The 18,616-nt window shown below is 54.5% G+C and carries 16 protein-coding genes; 10 read left to right on the forward strand and 6 right to left on the reverse strand.

Going from position 1 to position 18,616, the window contains the following annotated elements:
• Positions 1-115 precede the first annotated feature (115 nt).
• The 3 genes from ilvN to leuO form a co-directional block, all read right to left on the reverse strand.
• The gene (gene ilvN, locus ACR809_RS21165; RefSeq protein WP_002888536.1) at positions 116-607 is read right to left on the reverse strand and encodes an acetolactate synthase small subunit; all 492 of its coding nucleotides are present in this window, start codon (positions 605-607) and stop codon (positions 116-118) included.
• A 2-nt stretch (positions 608-609) separates the two neighbouring features.
• Complete coding sequence (ilvI, locus tag ACR809_RS21170) at positions 610-2,334, reverse strand: acetolactate synthase 3 large subunit (RefSeq protein WP_002888534.1); 1,725 nt, start codon at positions 2,332-2,334, stop codon at positions 610-612.
• Between the two features lie 394 nt (positions 2,335-2,728).
• Positions 2,729-3,697, reverse strand: a complete 969-nt coding sequence (gene leuO / locus ACR809_RS21175; RefSeq protein ID WP_004192013.1) for a transcriptional regulator LeuO — start codon at positions 3,695-3,697, stop codon at positions 2,729-2,731.
• A 613-nt stretch (positions 3,698-4,310) separates the two neighbouring features.
• Between leuO and leuL the strand changes: the two genes are divergently transcribed.
• From leuL to aroD, 9 genes are all read left to right on the forward strand, one after another.
• Positions 4,311-4,397: a leu operon leader peptide gene (gene leuL / locus ACR809_RS21180; protein WP_004222662.1), complete on the forward strand. Its 87-nt coding sequence runs from the start codon at positions 4,311-4,313 to the stop codon at positions 4,395-4,397.
• 95 nt (positions 4,398-4,492) lie between these two features.
• Complete coding sequence (gene leuA, locus ACR809_RS21185) at positions 4,493-6,064, forward strand: 2-isopropylmalate synthase (protein WP_004178594.1); 1,572 nt, start codon at positions 4,493-4,495, stop codon at positions 6,062-6,064.
• On the forward strand, positions 6,064-7,155 hold the full coding sequence (gene leuB / locus ACR809_RS21190) for a 3-isopropylmalate dehydrogenase (RefSeq protein ID WP_002888487.1): 1,092 nt from the start codon (positions 6,064-6,066) through the stop codon (positions 7,153-7,155). Before leuA ends, leuB begins: the two co-directional genes overlap by 1 nt.
• Before the next feature lie 2 nt (positions 7,156-7,157).
• A complete protein-coding gene (gene leuC, locus ACR809_RS21195; RefSeq protein WP_004177417.1) occupies positions 7,158-8,558 on the forward strand; it encodes a 3-isopropylmalate dehydratase large subunit in 1,401 nt (466 codons plus the stop codon).
• Positions 8,559-8,568: 10 nt separating this feature from the next.
• Positions 8,569-9,174, forward strand: a complete 606-nt coding sequence (leuD, locus tag ACR809_RS21200) for a 3-isopropylmalate dehydratase small subunit (RefSeq protein ID WP_002888481.1) — start codon at positions 8,569-8,571, stop codon at positions 9,172-9,174.
• A gap of 395 nt (positions 9,175-9,569) precedes the next feature.
• Entirely contained in the window at positions 9,570-11,603 is a 2,034-nt protein-coding gene (locus ACR809_RS21205; RefSeq protein WP_080899787.1) for an oxidoreductase, read from the forward strand.
• A gap of 11 nt (positions 11,604-11,614) precedes the next feature.
• Positions 11,615-12,478 (forward strand): shikimate dehydrogenase, encoded by an 864-nt coding sequence (locus ACR809_RS21210; RefSeq protein ID WP_002888460.1) that lies wholly within the window; start codon positions 11,615-11,617, stop codon positions 12,476-12,478.
• Between the two features lie 10 nt (positions 12,479-12,488).
• Positions 12,489-13,703 (forward strand): MFS transporter, encoded by a 1,215-nt coding sequence (locus ACR809_RS21215; RefSeq protein WP_002888458.1) that lies wholly within the window; start codon positions 12,489-12,491, stop codon positions 13,701-13,703.
• A 30-nt stretch (positions 13,704-13,733) separates the two neighbouring features.
• On the forward strand, positions 13,734-14,489 hold the full coding sequence (aroD, locus tag ACR809_RS21220; RefSeq protein ID WP_004177420.1) for a type I 3-dehydroquinate dehydratase: 756 nt from the start codon (positions 13,734-13,736) through the stop codon (positions 14,487-14,489).
• A 37-nt stretch (positions 14,490-14,526) separates the two neighbouring features.
• Here aroD and ACR809_RS21225 read toward each other — a convergent pair whose 3' ends face one another.
• On the reverse strand, positions 14,527-15,423 hold the full coding sequence (locus ACR809_RS21225; protein WP_002888455.1) for a LysR family transcriptional regulator: 897 nt from the start codon (positions 15,421-15,423) through the stop codon (positions 14,527-14,529).
• Positions 15,424-15,654: 231 nt separating this feature from the next.
• Between ACR809_RS21225 and ACR809_RS21230 the strand changes: the two genes are divergently transcribed.
• Positions 15,655-16,965 (forward strand): MFS transporter, encoded by a 1,311-nt coding sequence (locus ACR809_RS21230; RefSeq protein ID WP_004894292.1) that lies wholly within the window; start codon positions 15,655-15,657, stop codon positions 16,963-16,965.
• Positions 16,966-16,998: 33 nt separating this feature from the next.
• Here ACR809_RS21230 and ACR809_RS21235 read toward each other — a convergent pair whose 3' ends face one another.
• A complete protein-coding gene (locus ACR809_RS21235) occupies positions 16,999-18,183 on the reverse strand; it encodes a sugar efflux transporter (protein ID WP_108452647.1) in 1,185 nt (394 codons plus the stop codon).
• Between the two features lie 267 nt (positions 18,184-18,450).
• On the reverse strand, positions 18,451-18,603 hold the full coding sequence (sgrT, locus tag ACR809_RS21240; RefSeq protein WP_002888448.1) for a glucose uptake inhibitor SgrT: 153 nt from the start codon (positions 18,601-18,603) through the stop codon (positions 18,451-18,453).
• Positions 18,604-18,616: the final 13 nt, after the last annotated feature.

Raw genomic sequence — 18,616 nt, forward strand, 5'->3', positions numbered from 1 at the left:
ATCTAAGCGCAGAATAGTTAGCGCAGCAACCGCTTTCGCTTACAGTTCCTACTGATTTCGCAAAAAAAAAGCCCGACAGTCTCTGCCGGGCTATTTTTACAGCAGTTCCCGATCCTTAGCGCATGATTTTATCACCGCGAGACAGGCCGACCACGCCGGAGCGAGCCACTTCCACAATCCGAGCGACATCGCGCAGCGAGGCCAGAAATGCATCCAGCTTATCGCTGGTGCCGGCGAGCTGGACGGTATAGATAGAAGGCGTCACGTCGATAATCTGTCCGCGGAAGATTTCGGTGTTGCGCTTCACTTCTTCACGGCCATAGCCGCTGGCCTGAACCTTCACCAGCATAATTTCGCGTTCAACATGAGCCCCCTGCCCCAGCTCGCTGACCCGCAGGACATCCACCAGCTTGTGCAGTTGCTTTTCAATCTGCTCAATCGCTTTTTCATCGCCCACGGTCTGAATGGTCATTCTGGAGAGAGTGGGATCGTCCGTCGGCGCGACAGTCAGGCTTTCTATATTATAGCCACGCTGGGAAAAGAGGCCGATAACGCGGGACAATGCACCCGATTCGTTTTCCAGTAATACCGATAATATCCGGCGCATAATCAGGTCCTCTCCGTTTTGCTCAACCACATTTCATCCATGCCGCCGCCGCGGATCTGCATGGGGTACACATGCTCACTGCCGTCGACGGTCACATCGACAAACACCAGCCGACGCTGGCGCACCTGCTCCAGAGCTTCAGCAAGCTTCGTCTCCAGCTCCTGCGGCTCGCTGATGCGGATCCCGACGTGGCCATAGGCTTCCGCCAGACGGACAAAGTCCGGTAGCGATTCCATATAGGACTGCGAGTGACGCCCGGAATAGAGCATATCCTGCCACTGCTTCACCATCCCGAGATAGCGGTTGTTGAGGTTAAGCACCAGGACCGGCAGCTCATACTGCAGCGCAGTGGAGAGTTCCTGTATGTTCATCTGGATACTGCCGTCACCGGTCACGCAGACCACCATTTCGTCCGGCAGAGCCATTTTGACCCCCAGCGCAGCCGGTAGGCCAAAGCCCATGGTGCCGAGACCACCGGAGTTAATCCAGCGCCGCGGTTTATCGAAGGGGTAATACAGGGCGGCGAACATCTGATGCTGACCCACATCGGAAGTGACGTAGGCATCGCCCTGGGTCAGCCGCCAGATAGTTTCAATTACCGCCTGCGGTTTGATTTTATCGCTCTGGTCGTCGTAGCGCAGACAATGACGGGCACGCCACTGCTCGATCTGTTGCCACCAGTCGCGAATGTCGTCCAGCGGCTGCTGCGCTTCCTCCTGCTCCAGCAGCTCCAGCATCTGCTCCAGCACCAGCCGGGCATCGCCGACGATCGGCACATCTGCCGGCACGGTTTTCGAGATTGAAGTCGGATCGATATCAATATGCAGTACCGTCGCGTTCGGACAATACTTGGCCAGGTTATTGGTGGTCCGGTCGTCAAAGCGAACGCCGACGGCAAAAATCACGTCCGAGTGGTGCATGGTCATGTTGGCTTCATAGGTGCCGTGCATCCCCAGCATCCCCAGCGCCTGCGAGTGTGTCGCCGGGAAAGCGCCAAGTCCCATCAAGGATGAGGCCACCGGCAGCTTCAGTTTTTCCACCAGCTCGCGCAGCTGAGGTTCGCAATGCGCATTGATCGCCCCGCCGCCGACGTAGACGACCGGCTTACTTGCGGCCACAAGGGTCTGCAGGGCGCGTTTAATCTGCCCTTTATGGCCACTGGTGGTTGGGTTATACGAGCGCATGCTCACCGCGTCCGGCCAGACGTAAGGCAGCTTCTTCGCCGGATTGAGAATATCCTTCGGCAGATCGACCACTACCGGACCGGGGCGACCGCTGGCCGCCAGCCAGAAGGCTTTCTTCAGCACGCCGGGAATATCTTCGGTCTGCTTCACCAGGAAACTGTGCTTCACCACCGGACGGGAAATCCCCACCATGTCGCACTCCTGGAAGGCATCGTAGCCGATAAGCGAGGTGGCTACCTGCCCCGAGAGGATCACCAACGGAATAGAGTCCATATAGGCTGTCGCAATGCCAGTGATGGCGTTCGTCGCCCCAGGCCCAGAGGTCACCAGCACCACGCCGACCTCCCCGGTCGCCCGCGCCAGGCCATCCGCCATATGCACCGCCGCCTGCTCGTGACGAACCAGCACATGATCGATACCGCCAAGGGTATGTAACGCATCATAGATATCGAGGACTGCGCCTCCGGGATAGCCGAATACTTGCTTGACGCCCTGATCGACAAGCGATTGGACGACCATCTCGGCTCCTGACAACATCTCCATGGTTTGCCTCCAGGCTTATTGTTTTACGACAGCGGAACTCAATTTCCGCGCGCTCGCACGATGCGAAGGAGTGGTCCTCCGCATTGAGGTGAATGTACTGCATGCCACTACCATAACTGCTCGCCAGCAGGCAGGCAATTCGCCGCAGCTGAGGCCTTATTTCTTGAATAAGAAGAAAAGAAAGCGGTGAGGGGAAAATATGGTGAATTGCTTCAGAGATAAGAAAAGAGAATGGTAAATACTCGGCGAAAAAGGGTGATAACAGGAATAGATCCATTTTTCACGAACACAACGAACTCCTCGCGCAAGGTAAACAGAATAAAATTCTGCTTTATTTGATTTATGTCATATAAAAAAAGGAGCCGAAGCTCCTTTGCTATCTATCGTCGTCGGGTCAGCGCTTGCAAATGTCCACCAGCAGCTCTTCCATCCACTGGTGGCCTTTATCACGACCAGCGGCTTCGTGCCAGGAGAGATAGCAGGTCCGACTGTTGACCTTCAACGGCAAAGGTAATATTTGCAGGGCAAGCTTGTCAGCAAATTCATCTGCCAGCCAGCGCGGGGCAATGGCCACCATCTGGGTTTGCGATACTACGTTTAATACGCTGACCATCGCATTACCCTGATAGGCGATACGCGCTTGTTTATCGGCCGTGTCATACCACGGCAAACTAAATGAGGCATACCGGTCGAGAGCAACGGCGGCATGCTCCTCGCGATAAATATCCGCCTCCATCATCGGCCCGGAAATACGCGGATGGTTGCGACTGGCGACCAGGACCATTTCGTCTTTAAATAACGGAACGCAGGCAAACTCAGGGCGACGGAACTCTTCATAACCGATTACGAATTCTGTTTCCTGATAACGTAGCTGATGTTCCGTATTTTGATTCAGCGCAGACTTAAAGACTAAATGAATATTGGGTGCTATCTCTGCAACTTTATTAAAAATAACCGACGTCAGGATGTTATCCAGCGGGCTGCAGACGCACAGATGGAACACGCGTTCACTGCTCAGCGGTTCAAAACCGGAGCCTGGCAATTCGTTTTGGACCAGCTGCAGCGCCTGGCGTACCGAGCCAAACAGCTGATAGGCGCGCGCCGTCGGCTGAATACCGCGGCCATAGCGCACAAAAAGCTCGTCATTAAACATCACTTTCAGTCGTGAAACCGCATTGCTCACCGCGGGTTGTGACATGCCGAGCGTATGGGCGGCACGAGTAATATTCTGCTCTTGCATAACCGCATCAAAAACGGTAAGCAGATTGAGATCAACCATCCGTAGTTGAGGTTTAACGACTTCCTGTCCGGGGGCTGATTTATATTCTGGAGTTTCAATTAACATATCTAATTCCGCCGTCACGATGAATTCCCTTCACTAAACCGCTATAATTAGCGCCGAAAATATCATTTACCATGCAAATGACATTTACAAAATAGCAAAAGAAATTTTTAGGAATATATCAAGGCTATGAGTGGCAGTGAAGAAACGGTCCTGATCAAAAAATTGAGCCGCTCAAACCATACTGATTACTTAATGATGATAAGTGTAACCATAATCCATAAAAATAAAAACAGCACCACGAGTTAACTGTAACTTAAGCAATAATAAAGTATTTTATTTTTCCCTCCATAAAATTAACAAATCCTTATCATTGAAAAATAATCCGCTAGCGTTCGAATACATTCACAGGAAAAATAAATTTAATATTTTCATCCAGATACCGTTTTTTGTCCCTTCATTGGCGACACCTCTTCGACGATGCCTTGAATGCAAAGCACTTTTTCAAATGAAACAAATGGGGATAAACCGCCTTCGGTCCAAAATAGGATCTTCGGCAAAATGGGGCTTACATCAGCACATTTTGCTAATTCATTTAGTCAGCCCAAAACGCTTTTTCCATGCCAGGGGTTGACTTTAAAACAGCTATCCAGTAACTCTAAAAGCATAACGATTTCATCTGGAGTTTGACGCAATGATTCGCACCGCTCGTATCACCAGCCTACTACTACTAAACGCATGCCATTTGCGCGGTAGGCTGTTGGGCGACGTTCAGCGTTAAGTCATCTTCCAGCAAGACTATAAAACCCGCGCCTTGGCGCGGGTTTTTTTATGCTCGTCAACAAGGCGCCAGGACACAGACTAAGGATCCAAACCATGAGCCAGCAAGTCATTATTTTCGATACGACCTTACGTGATGGCGAACAAGCGTTACAGGCAAGCCTGAGTGTCAAAGAGAAGCTGCAGATCGCACTGGCCCTTGAGCGAATGGGGGTCGACGTAATGGAAGTCGGTTTCCCGGTATCCTCGCCGGGCGATTTTGAATCGGTGCAAACCATCGCGCGCACCATTAAAAACAGCCGCGTGTGCGCCCTGGCGCGCTGCGTTGAGAAAGATATCGACGTGGCGGCGGAATCGTTAAAAGTGGCCGAGGCTTTCCGTATTCATACCTTTATTGCCACCTCGCCGATGCATATCGCCACCAAATTGCGCAGTACGCTGGATGAGGTTATTGAGCGCGCGATCTATATGGTGAAGCGGGCACGCAACTACACTGACGACGTTGAGTTCTCCTGTGAAGACGCCGGCCGTACGCCGATTGCCGATCTGGCTCGCGTCGTGGAAGCGGCGATCAACGCCGGCGCCACCACCATTAATATCCCGGATACCGTCGGCTATACCATGCCGTTCGAATATGCCAACATCATCAGCGGCCTTTATGATCGCGTGCCGAATATCGACAAAGCAATTATTTCCGTCCACACCCATGATGATCTGGGCATCGCTGTCGGTAACGCCCTCGCCGCGGTCCACGCCGGTGCGCGCCAGGTAGAAGGTGCGATGAACGGTATCGGCGAACGCGCCGGCAACTGCGCGCTGGAAGAAGTGATCATGGCGATCAAAGTGCGCAAAGACATCATGAACGTGCACACCAACATTAATCATCATGAAATCTGGCGCACCAGCCAGACCGTCAGCCAGATCTGCAATATGCCGATCCCGGCGAACAAGGCCATCGTCGGCACCGGCGCCTTCGCCCACTCCTCCGGCATTCACCAGGACGGCGTGCTGAAGAACCGCGAAAACTACGAGATCATGACCCCGGAATCTATCGGCCTGAACCAGGTGCAACTGAACCTGACTTCCCGCTCCGGCCGCGCGGCGGTGAAACACCGGATGGAAGAGATGGGCTACCAGGAGAGCGATTACAACCTGGATCATCTGTACGACGCATTCCTGAAGCTGGCGGACAAAAAAGGCCAGGTCTTCGATTACGATCTGGAAGCGCTGGCCTTTATCAACAAGCAGCAGGAAGAGCCAGAGCATTTCCGCCTGGATTACTTCAACGTCCAATCCGGATCCAGCGATATCGCCACCGCCTCGATCAAACTGGTCTGCGGGGATGAGATCAAAACCGAAGCCGCCAACGGCAACGGTCCGGTCGATGCTATCTACCAGGCGATTAACCGCGTCACCGACTACAACATTGAATTAGTGAAGTATGGCTTAAGCGCGAAAGGCCACGGCAAAGACGCCCTGGGCCAGGTGGATATCGTCGTTGACTACAATGGCCGCCGCTTCCATGGCGTTGGTCTGGCAACGGATATCGTAGAGTCGTCAGCCAAAGCGATGGTTCACGTGCTGAACAACATCTGGCGCGCCGCCGAAGTCGAAAAAGAATTGCAACGCAAAGCTCAGAATAAAGAGAACAATAAGGAAACCGTGTAATGTCGAAGAATTACCATATTGCCGTTTTGCCGGGTGATGGCATTGGCCCGGAAGTGATGAACCAGGCGATGAAAGTACTGGAAGCCGTGCGCCAACGTTTTGCCATGCACATTACCACCAGCCAGTATGACGTTGGCGGGGCGGCCATCGACCGTCAGGGAACTCCCCTGCCGCAGGCGACCGTCGCCGGATGCGAGCAGGCGGATGCGATCCTGTTCGGCTCCGTCGGCGGTCCGAAATGGGAGCACCTGCCGCCGGCGGAACAACCAGAGCGTGGCGCGCTGCTGCCGCTGCGTAAACACTTTAAACTGTTCAGCAACCTGCGCCCGGCCAAACTGTATCAGGGGCTGGAAGAGTTCTGCCCGCTGCGCGCCGACATCGCTGCTAACGGCTTCGACATTCTCTGCGTACGCGAACTGACCGGCGGCATCTACTTCGGCCAGCCGAAAGGCCGCGAAGGCAGCGGTCAGCATGAGAAAGCCTTTGATACCGAGGTGTATCACCGCTTTGAGATCGAGCGTATCGCGCGCATCGCTTTTGAATCCGCCCGCAAGCGTCGTCACAAAGTGACTTCCATCGATAAGGCCAACGTTCTGCAGTCCTCCATCCTGTGGCGCGAAATCGTCAGCGAGATCGGCAAGGAGTATCCGGACGTTGAGCTGGCGCATATGTATATCGATAACGCCACCATGCAGCTGATTAAAGATCCGTCCCAGTTCGACGTGCTGCTGTGCTCCAACCTGTTTGGCGACATCCTCTCCGACGAGTGCGCGATGATCACCGGCTCGATGGGTATGCTGCCGTCCGCCAGCCTCAATGAACAAGGTTTTGGCCTGTACGAGCCGGCGGGCGGTTCCGCACCGGATATCGCCGGCAAAAATATCGCCAACCCGATCGCGCAGATCCTCTCCCTGGCTCTGCTGCTGCGCTACAGCCTCGACGCTGACGAAGCGGCGACCGCCATTGAAAACGCGATCAACCGCGCCTTAGAAGAAGGGGTTCGAACCGGCGACTTAGCGCGCGGCACGGCGGCGGTCAGCACTGATGAAATGGGCGATATTATTGCCCGCTATGTCGCAGAAGGGGTGTAATCATGGCGAAGACGTTATACGAAAAATTATTTGATGCGCACGTAGTGTATGAGGCGCAGAACGAAACCCCGCTGCTGTATATCGACCGCCATCTGGTGCACGAAGTCACCTCTCCGCAGGCGTTTGACGGCCTGCGCGCCCATGGCCGCCAGGTGCGCCAGCCGGGTAAAACCTTCGCTACCATGGATCATAACGTCTCGACGCAGACCAAAGACATTAACGCGTCCGGTGAGATGGCCCGCATTCAGATGCAGGAGCTGATTAAGAACTGTAAAGAGTTCGGCGTTGAACTGTACGACCTGAACCACCCGTATCAGGGCATCGTCCACGTCATGGGCCCGGAACAAGGGGTTACCCTGCCGGGGATGACGATCGTGTGCGGTGACTCCCATACCGCTACCCACGGCGCGTTCGGTGCGCTGGCGTTCGGTATCGGCACCTCCGAAGTGGAGCATGTGCTGGCGACCCAGACCCTGAAACAGGGCCGCGCGAAGACCATGAAAATCGAAGTCCAGGGCAAAGCGGCGCCGGGCATTACCGCCAAAGATATCGTGCTGGCCATCATTGGTAAAACCGGTAGCGCCGGCGGCACCGGCCATGTGGTTGAGTTCTGCGGCGAAGCGATCCGCGATCTGAGCATGGAAGGGCGTATGACCCTGTGCAACATGGCGATCGAGATGGGCGCCAAAGCGGGCCTGGTCGCGCCGGACGAAACCACCTTCAATTACGTACGCGGCCGTCTGCATGCGCCGAAAGGCAAAGATTTTGACGATGCCGTAGCGTACTGGAAAACCCTGAAAACCGACGACGGCGCGACGTTTGATACCGTGGTAACGCTGCAGGCGGCGGAAATTGCCCCGCAGGTGACCTGGGGCACCAACCCGGGCCAGGTGATCTCGGTGACGGATAACATCCCCGATCCAGCGTCGTTCAGCGATCCGGTGGAACGCGCCAGCGCCGAAAAAGCGCTGGCCTATATGGGGCTGAAATCCGGGATCCCGCTGACGGAAGTCGCTATCGATAAAGTGTTTATCGGCTCCTGCACCAACTCGCGCATCGAAGATTTACGCGCCGCGGCGGAAATCGCTAAAGGGCGTAAAGTGGCGCCAGGCGTCCAGGCGCTGGTGGTGCCGGGTTCTGGTCCGGTGAAAGCGCAGGCGGAAGCGGAAGGTCTGGATAAGATCTTTATCGAAGCCGGCTTTGAGTGGCGCTTACCTGGTTGCTCTATGTGTCTGGCAATGAATAATGACCGCCTGAATCCGGGCGAACGCTGTGCCTCAACCAGCAACCGTAACTTTGAAGGCCGTCAGGGCCGCGGCGGACGCACGCACCTGGTGAGCCCGGCAATGGCCGCGGCGGCAGCCGTTACCGGCCATTTCGCCGATATCCGTAATCTGAAGTAAGGAGACCATCATGGCAGAGAAATTTACCCAACATACCGGCCTGGTGGTTCCGCTGGATGCTGCAAACGTCGATACCGACGCGATCATCCCTAAGCAATTTTTGCAGAAGGTCACCCGCACCGGCTTTGGCGCGCACCTGTTTAACGACTGGCGCTTTCTCGACGATAAAGGTCAACAGCCGAACCCGGAGTTCGTGCTGAATTTTCCTGAGTACCAGGGGGCATCGATACTGCTGGCGCGGGAAAACTTCGGCTGCGGCTCCTCGCGCGAGCACGCGCCGTGGGCGCTGACCGATTACGGCTTTAAGGTCGTTATCGCCCCGAGCTTTGCCGATATCTTTTACGGCAACAGCTTCAATAACCAGCTGCTGCCGGTGACCCTGAGCGACGAGCAGGTCGACGAGCTGTTCAAGCTGGTGCAGGCCAACCCGGGCATTACGTTTGAAGTGGATCTGGAAGCGCAGGTAGTTAAAGCCGGGGATAAAACCTACAGCTTTAAGATCGACGATTTCCGCCGCCACTGCATGCTCAACGGCCTGGATAGCATCGGCCTGACGCTGCAGCATGAAGCGGCGATCTCCGACTATGAACGCAAGCTGCCGGCGTTTATGAATTAACCTTTGGGCCCGGTCATTTGATCGGGCTTTTTAGTTTATTGCGGAGAAAATTGCGATCTCACGCACAAAAACCAATTTTAATTTGCTGATTGTCAGACCTTACCCCCACCCTGCCCTACCGCCTAAAGAAGAATTATTCCGCTTTCCTCCCCTTCTCCAGCACTATTTATGTATTTTCCCTGCACTGCAAGTAAAAATAAGGCACGAGTATTTAATATAAAAATATAAGAATGTGAAGAAAGCGTTAATCTCATAGAGAACCCCTATGGCTATGCACAAAAAAAAGCATTATTTTTCGATTTTTCCCCTCGTTATCTTTTGCCACAGAGAAATATTAACTAAGGACACGCCTGGGCCCCGCATATCGGCCTCCCGGCCTCCTGTGGAGAGAAGAGATGAGCCACTATCCGCACCTTTTCAGTCCGTTGACCATCAACGGTATGACGTTAAAAAACCGCATTATTATGCCCCCTATGGGCACCAATATGGCCACGCTCAATGGCGAGGTGTCGCAGGAACAGCTGGAATACTACGAACTGCGGGCCAAAGGCGGCACCGGGCTTATCACCATCGAAAATATTTGTATTGATTTCCCCTTCGCCTCCAACGGCACCACCCAACTGCGCATCGATAACGATCAATATATTCCACGGCTGTTTAAATTAACCGAGACCCTGCATAAACATGGCGCCTGCGTATCCATTCAGTTAAATCATGCCGGCGCTTCCGCTTATGCCTACCGACTGGAAGGCCAGACGCCGCTCTCCTCTTCTACAACGCCGTCGAAGAAGCACGGTAATATTCCGCGTCCGATGACCCATGAGGAAATTTATCATGCGGTAGAGAAATTTGGTGACGCCGCGGAGCGCGTTCGGCGCGCAGGTTTTGACTGCGTCGAAATTCATGCCGGTCACTCCTATTTAATTAGCCAGTTTTTATCGCCGCTGTTTAATAAGCGCACTGATGAATTTGGCGGCAGCGTCGAAAATCGCACTCGGATACTGAGTCTGATTGTCGATAAGGTTCGCGCCTGCGTGGGGCCGCGTTTTCCGGTCAGCCTGCGCATCAGCGCCGACGACTTCCTCAAGGGCGGCAATACCCTCGAAGATTCCCTGCGTATTCTTGAGCTCTGCCAGGAGAAGGTCGATATCATCAACGTCTCTGCGGCGCAGAACGACAACCTGAATCTGCAAATCGATCAGATGTCGCTGGAGGATGGCTGGAAGCGCTATCTCTCCCGCGCGGTGCGCGATAAATTCCATAAACCCACGGTCATCGCCGGCAATATTCGCACTCCGCAGGTAGCCGAAGATATCCTCGCCAGCGGCGATGCCGATCTTATCGCCATTGGCCGCGGTCTGATTGCCGAGCCGGAGTGGGTGCAGAAAGTGCAAGGCGGAAAAGAGCGTCTGATGCGCAAATGTATCTCCTGCAACATCGGCTGCGCCGACCATCGCATCGCCCGCTCGCGCCCGCTGCGTTGTTCGATTAACCCGGATATTATTCACGGTGACGCCTATAAAATGCGGCGCGTGAATCGCGACACTAACGTGGTGGTCATCGGCGCCGGCACCGCCGGGATGGAAGCCGCCTGCACCGCGGCGGAAGTTGGTTGCCATACCTGGCTGCTGGAAGCGAAAAACCACGTCGGCGGCCTCGCCAGCGAAATCTCCCGCCTGCCGGAGAAAAAACGCATCGCTGATTTCCCGCAGTTTATGAAAAATCGTATCGCCTCGCTGGACAACCTGATTCTGCAGATCGGCAAGCGGGCCGACGTGGCTTCAGTTTCCGCCCTGCGTCCGCATCTGATTGTCAACGCCACCGGCTCAACGCCGCTGCTGCCACCCATTGAAGGCTTGCGGGAAAACATTGACGTCGAGAACGGCAAGATCTTTTCCATTACCGGCATGATCGACAATCTGGCGAAATTTACCGATATCAAGGGCAAACGCATCGCCGTAGTCGGCGCCGGCGCCGTTGGCCTTGACGTTATCGAATACTTTACCGCTCGCGGCGCACAGGCGGTGCTAATCGAGATGCAGGACGCCGCCGGCCGCGATCTCGACATCATTACCAAAAATGCCATGTTGACCATGCTCGACGAGCACCAGGTCGAACAGCACATGAATACCCAACTGATGGCGGTCGCTGCCGACCATTTCCAGGTGAAAAATACACAGCAAACCTTCGATATTCCCTTCGACTACGGCTTTGTCTGTCTGGGGATGCGCGCCAACCGGACGGGTCTCGACGAGATCGAGCGCTGGGCCAATGCCAATAACGTCAAAATCATGAACATCGGCGACAGCGTGATGGCGCGACGCATTATCGATGGCGTCCGCGAAGGCCGCAACGTACTGGATGCACTGGAAGACATGGGTGCGCTGGGCAGCCGCGAAGCACAACGAATTCCCTTTCTAACTTATTGAGGATTTTTGTCATGGCAGAACGTATTACTGGACACACTGAGCTGATTGGCCTGATCGCCACCCCGATTCGTCACAGCATGTCGCCCACCATGCACAACGAGGCTTTCGCACATCTCGGGCTGGACTACGTCTATCTCGCTTTTGAAGTCGGTAACCAGGAGCTAAAAGACGTGGTGCAGGGCTTCCGGGCGATGAAGCTGCGCGGCTTTAACGTCTCTATGCCGAACAAAACCGAGATTTGCCAGTATCTCGATAAACTGTCGCCGGCGGCACAGCTGGTCGGGGCGGTCAATACCGTGGTCAACGACGACGGCGTACTGACCGGACATATCACCGATGGCACCGGCTACATGCGCGCCCTTAGCGAAGCCGGTATCGATATCATCGGCAAGAAGATGACCGTACTCGGCGCCGGCGGCGCGGCAACGGCGCTCTGCGTCCAGGCAGCACTGGATGGCGTGAAGGCGATCTCCATCTTTAACCGTCGCGATAAATTCTTCGCTAACGCAGAAGAAACCGTGGCCAAGATCCGCCACAACACCGACTGCGAGATCCATCTGTTCGATCTCGACGATCATGACAAGCTGCGCGCCGAAATTGACAGCAGCGTGATCCTGACCAATGCCACCGGGGTCGGCATGAAGCCGTTCGAAGGCCAGATGCTGCTACCTGACGACAGCTTCCTGCGTCCGGACCTGATCGTCTCCGACGTCGTCTACAACCCGCGCAAAACCCACCTGCTGGAAGTGGCCGAGAAAAAAGGCTGCCGCACGCTGAACGGCCTGGGGATGATGCTGTGGCAAGGCGCGCGCGCGTTCGAAATCTGGACGGGCAAACAGATGCCGGTTGATTACATCAAGAGCATTCTGTTCTAAGAGGCGAATGATGAAAAATAAATACATCCCTACTGCGGCAGGGCTGTACCTCAACTACCTGATCCACGGTATGGGGGTGCTGTTAATCACCCTCAACATGGCCCATCTTCAGGAACAGTGGGGAACAGACAAAGCCGGCGTATCGATCGTTATATCTTCGTTAGGTATTGGTAAGTTAGCGACCATCGTGACCGGATTTCTCTCGGATCGCTTCGGTCGCAAGCCCTTTATCTATCTTGGGATCCTGAGTTACCTGATCTTTTTCGTCGGCATCCTGCTGACCAAAAATATCTATCTGGCTTACGTGTTCGGCATTATGGCGGGCCTGGCGAACAGCTTCCTCGACTCCGGTACCTATCCGGCGCTGATGGAATCTTTCCCGCACTCTGCCAGCCGGGCCAACGTGCTGATCAAAGCCTTCGTCTCTGCAGGGCAGTTCCTGTTGCCGTTCATTATCAGCTTCCTGATATGGGCAAATCTGTGGTTCGGCTGGTCGTTCGTGATTGCGGCAGCGCTCTTTGTACTGAGCGGGATTTATCTGCTTAAAATGCCGTTCCCTGACAGCCAGGCGGCGAAAAAAGAGGAAGCCCCTACGGCACAGGCGGAAACAGCCGTCCGGCCACAGGCTAATAAGCTGGATATGGTGATCTTCACCCTGTACGGTTATATCGGCATGGCGACCTTCTATCTGGTCAGCCAATGGCTGGCGCAGTACGGCCAGTTCGTCGTCGGCCTGCCCTATGCCTCGGCGATTAAACTGCTTAGCATCTATACCGTCGGCTCGCTGGTCTGCGTCTTTGTAACTGCCGCCTTCGTCAAAGAGGTGTTTAGCTCGGCCATTGCGATGATTATTTATACTGGCCTGTCGATGATTTCGCTGCTGTTGGTGTGCCTGTTCCCGACGCCGATGATGGTGACCGGCTTTGCTTTTGTCATCGGCTTTGCCGCCGCTGGCGGAGTGCTGCAGCTGGGTGCGACAATCATGGCGATGAGCTTCCCGAATGGAAAAGGCAAAGCAACCGGCATCTTCTACACTGCCGGCAGTATCGCCAGCTTCACGATCCCGTTGATCACCGCAAAGCTTTCGCAGATCAGTATTGCCAGCATTATGTGGTTTGATTTTCTGATCGCCGTTATCGGCTTTGTGATCGCCCTGTACATCGGCTATCGTCAACTGCAGGCTCGGGCGGCGCAAAAAGTATCACGCACCGCAGTCACCGCCTGAAGTACAACGCGAAAAATAATGGATACCTACATGACAAATGCAGTAACCGTAAAGAACATCACCTTTCAGGAAGGGGAAACCCTCATTTGTGTACCGCTGATCGGTAAAACCCTGGATGAGATACTGGGTAACGCCCACGGCCTGGTCGATGCCGGCGCTGATATTATCGAATGGCGCGTTGACCACTTTGCCCAGGTCAGAGAGATGGCCCAGGTGATGGCCGCGCTGGCGGAAATCCGTGGCGCGCTGAAAGCGCTTCCGCTGCTGTTTACCTTCCGCAGTAAGAAAGAAGGTGGCGAAACCGAGCTCAGCGACGAAGCCTATTTTGCGCTCAACCGCGAGGCCGCACGCAGTGGACTGGTTGATGTTATCGATATCGAACTGTTCAATGATGAAGCGCAGATCCGCGCGCTGGTTGACGATGCGCATGCCGCGGGCGTCAAGGTGATCATGAGTAATCATGATTTCCATAAGACCCCCGCTCAGGAAGATATTATCTATCGCCTGCGCCGCATGCAGGATCTGGGGGCCGATCTGCCGAAGATCGCGGTGATGCCGCAGTCGCCGCAGGACGTACTCACCTTGCTCGCCGCCACGCTGACCATGAAAGAGAAGTATGCGACGCGTCCGCTGATCACCATGTCGATGGGCAAATCCGGTGGCGTTAGCCGGGTCACCGGGCGCTTGTTCGGTTCGGCGATGACCTTCGGTACCGTTGGTCAGGCCTCCGCGCCGGGGCAGATCGCCATCGCTAAGCTGCGTGAAGTGATGGATATTCTCTCCTGATATCCGGATGGCCCGGAGGTCACATCCGGGCCATCCGTTAACAGATCTTCTGGCTGTCGTGGATAACCACATTTTTAAATGACTCCAGCGCCGGAGAGAGCCCCTTGTCTTTCATGGTCGCCAGATAGATATAGCGGGGGGGGATGGTGTTTTTAATCTTCAGGATATGGACGTTGTAATAGGAGAGCGCGGTGATGCGCGGCATAATCGCGATCCCGTAGTCAATACTCACCAGCCCGGCCATCGCCGTATCCTCATCCACATAGCAGGCGATCTCCGGCACCAGCTTTTGCTGCATAAATACATTATCGATAAACGGACGTAAGCCGCTATTTTCTGAAAAATAGATATACGGATAATGAATCGTCTCCACCAGATCGACTTCATGTTCATATAGCCGGGCCAGCGGATGATCCTTTGCCGTGACCACCACCAGTTCCTGCTGGATCACCGGAATAAAATCGATATCGGGTTCATCGGCAATATAAGAGCAGATCGCCAGATCGACTTTTCCGGCCTTCAGCTCCTGCAACAGCGTCAGCGATGTCCCTTGAGTAAAAGAAAAAGTCACATTGTGACATTCAGGTGAAAGAGAATATTTATTAATTAACTGTGGAACAACATACTCCCCCATCGTGTAAATAAAGGCGATGCGAATATTCTCTTTATTCTCAGCGCCATTTTTTTGCAATATCATGCGTCCGTTCTCCAGCGAGGCCAGCGCATCTTCAACATACGGCAAAAAACGCTTGCCGTTTTGGGTAATTTTTACGTTCCGCCCCTGTCTGGCGAATAGCGCGACCCCTAACTCCTTCTCCAGCTCCGATATCGCGTGGCTTAGCGAGGGCTGGGTGATGCACAGACTGGAGGCGGCTTCGGTGTAATGCTCAGTTTCAGACAGACGTTTAAAATAATAAAGTTGCTTTAGGTTCATTATTTTTACCCGTATAATATAAGAATAAATGCACTGACGCTAATATACCATGCAAGCCACCAATAATGCGCATGAACGGGTAAATATCGGCGTTACATCAAATATTATTTGACGAAGGGCATGAATGTGCCACAAGGCATTGCCATTCATAGATACTACCTATAGCTCCTGGAGATATTTTTGCATATTAGAATATATGCAAAAATATTTTAAACTTTAAAGGAACTCGCTATGAGTATGTCAAACTCTCAGGAAGTCCTCACTTCCACATCGGGGGCGAAAAAAAGAAGCCGCGTACGGATAGTTATTCTGCTGCTACTTTCCGTCGGAACGATGATCAATTATCTCGACCGTACCATCCTGGGTATTGTAGCGCCACAGTTAAGCAAAGAAATCCATATCGATCCGGCGATGATGGGCATCATCTTCTCCGCCTTCGCCTGGACTTATGCGCTGGCGCAGATCCCCGGCGGGATGTTTTTAGACCGCTTTGGCAACAAAGTGACCTATGCCCTGTCAATTTTCTTCTGGTCGCTGTTTACCCTGCTGCAAAGTTTCACCCTCGGCCTAAAATCCCTGCTGCTTCTGCGCCTGGGACTCGGCGTCAGCGAAGCGCCCTGCTTTCCGGCCAACAGCCGCATCGTCAGCACCTGGTTCCCTCAGCATGAGCGCGCGCGGGCAACGGCAACGTATACAGTTGGTGAATATATAGGGCTGGCCGCTTTCTCGCCGCTGTTATTTTTAATTCTCGAACATCATGGCTGGAGAACGCTTTTTTTCCTCACCGGCGGATTAGGTATTTTATTTACTTTAGTGTGGTGGCGTTTTTATCATGAACCGCATGAATCGCACACGGCTAATCAAGCGGAGCTGGAGTATATCGGCGCAAACAGCATTAACAATAAAATCCAGAACGTTCCATTTAACTGGCGTGACGCCAGACGCCTGCTGGGCTGTCGCCAGATCCTCGGCGCCAGCCTGGGTCAGTTCGCCGGCAACACCACACTGGTCTTTTTCCTGACGTGGTTTCCCAGCTACCTCGCCAACGAGCGCCATCTTCCATGGCTGCACGTCGGCTTCTTCGCCACCTGGCCCTTCCTTGCCGCCGCGATTGGCATCCTCTTCGGCGGCTGGATCTCCGACCGGTTGTTGAAGCGAACCGGCTCCGTCAACATCAGTCGAAAGTTACCAATAATTTCCGGTTTATTGCTGTCCAGCTGTATTATCGCGGCGAATTGGGTAAGCGCCAATAGCACCGTAATTATTATCATGTCGGTGGCTTTTTTTGGCCAGGGGATGGTCGGTCTGGGCTGGACCTTAATTTCTGATATTGCCCCGGAAAATATGGCAGGCCTCACCGGCGGCATATTTAATTTCTGTGCCAATATGGCCTCGATTATCGCACCACTGATAATTGGTGTGATTATTTCCGCCACGGGTAATTTCTTTTACGCGCTGATCTACGTCGGCCTGACGGCGCTGATTGGGGTGATTGCCTACATTTTTATCATCGGCGACATTAAGCGTATCGAACTCAAGTAGGCCTGGTCGCCCCGGCGATGCCGGGGCGAGTAGTCAGATATCCTTCACCTTGCTGGTCAAAAACAGCGTCACCAGCGAAATGGCCGCGATCGTCCAGTAGACGCTGGCGTGACCATAGCTCTGGGACAGCGCCCCCTGCATCACGCCGGCAAGGATCACGCCGGTGGAAATACTGTTGGTGAACAGGGTGGTCGCCGCTCCCGCCCGTCCCGGCATTAAATCCTGGAACCACAGCATGCCTATCCCGGCGATAATGCCGATAAAGATGGCATTGAACAGCTGCAGAGCCAGCAGCGCCGTGCGACCATGAAACAGGATCAGTCCGGCATAAAACAGCACGCCGGCGGCCACCGCCGCCACCATCATTTTACGTTTGCCAAAGCGCTTTACGTAGTAGCCGGCGAGGATCATCGCCGGTATCTCCAGCCCGGCGGCAGTGCCCATCAGGATCCCGGCCAGGCTGTCGGGAAGCGCGAGATCGCTGCTGATCCACAGCGGCATATCAATGATGTACATGGTGTTGCAGGTCCACATCAGGGTGGAGGCGATAAACAGCATACGCACGTTCTTGTCCTGCCAGCCGCCGGCCTGCGCTAGCGCCGCCGCCTCCTCCGAGGGCTGTTCCACACGCGGAACCGAAGGCAGTTTGATGGCAATCAGAGCGAGGCTAATGACAAAAATGCCCGCCGCAATGGAGAACATGGTGGTGAAGCCATAGTTGAGCGCCAGCATAAAGGCCAGCGGCGGGCCAATCACCCAAGCCAGCGACAGCTGGGCGCGCATGACCGAGCTGAACATCACCACTTCCCGCGCCGAGCTGTCGGCGTACTCCCGCGCCAGCGCGAAGAGCTGCGGCATGGCCGCGTTGGCAATGGATGCCAGCATCACGCCGCAGGTGATCAGCGTCAGATAGTGGCGGTTGAAGGCAAACAGCAGCGCATTACCCACCGCCATCAGACAGCAGAACATAATCAACCGCCGCCGGTCGCCGCGGCTATCGGAGCGCTTGGCCAGCCACAGGCTAACCAGGATCCCGGCGATGGCGTTTACGGTATAGAACAGGCCCACCCAGAACGGTTGCGCCCCCACTTCGCGGCTGAGAAACAAACTCAACGTCGGCGCCTGCAACGCGCCCGCCACGCCCATCATAAAAGCAACCAGCATAAAGGCGGCATAGACGCCGTTAAGCCGTCGTCCCATCGTCATCAACCACAGCATGGAATGTCCTTAACACACGCGAAGAAAACGAAAAAAGCCAGCAGAGGCTTTCTGCTGGCGGGTGATTCTATACTCTATGGATTTCATGCTGCAGGACAAAACGGTTAACCATTTTGCGCCGCGCTCGCGCTGGCCCTGAAAAGGTGAGTCCCGTAGAGGCGAATCACGCAGCCAGAACATACGGCCCAGGAAGCATCGACAGCGCACCTGCAGTTTGAAAAACGACGAGTATAACACCAATACTCAGTCACACATGATGTCTGCAAGTCAATGATCAGAGGTCGTTGACGTCACTCCCCACTGCATCAGTTCCCCCAGAATTTCCTGCTGTCGTCCTGCCATCAGGCGGGCCAGCCAGGACGCTTCCTGCGTCGCAGAAAAGTAGCGTTGGTAGAACGATTTTGCGGTAGACCTCATCATATTCACCTCCTCG

It is taken from the genome of Klebsiella sp. CD33 (genome assembly GCF_051992865.1).
Classification (GTDB): Bacteria; Pseudomonadota; Gammaproteobacteria; order Enterobacterales; family Enterobacteriaceae; genus Klebsiella; species Klebsiella pneumoniae.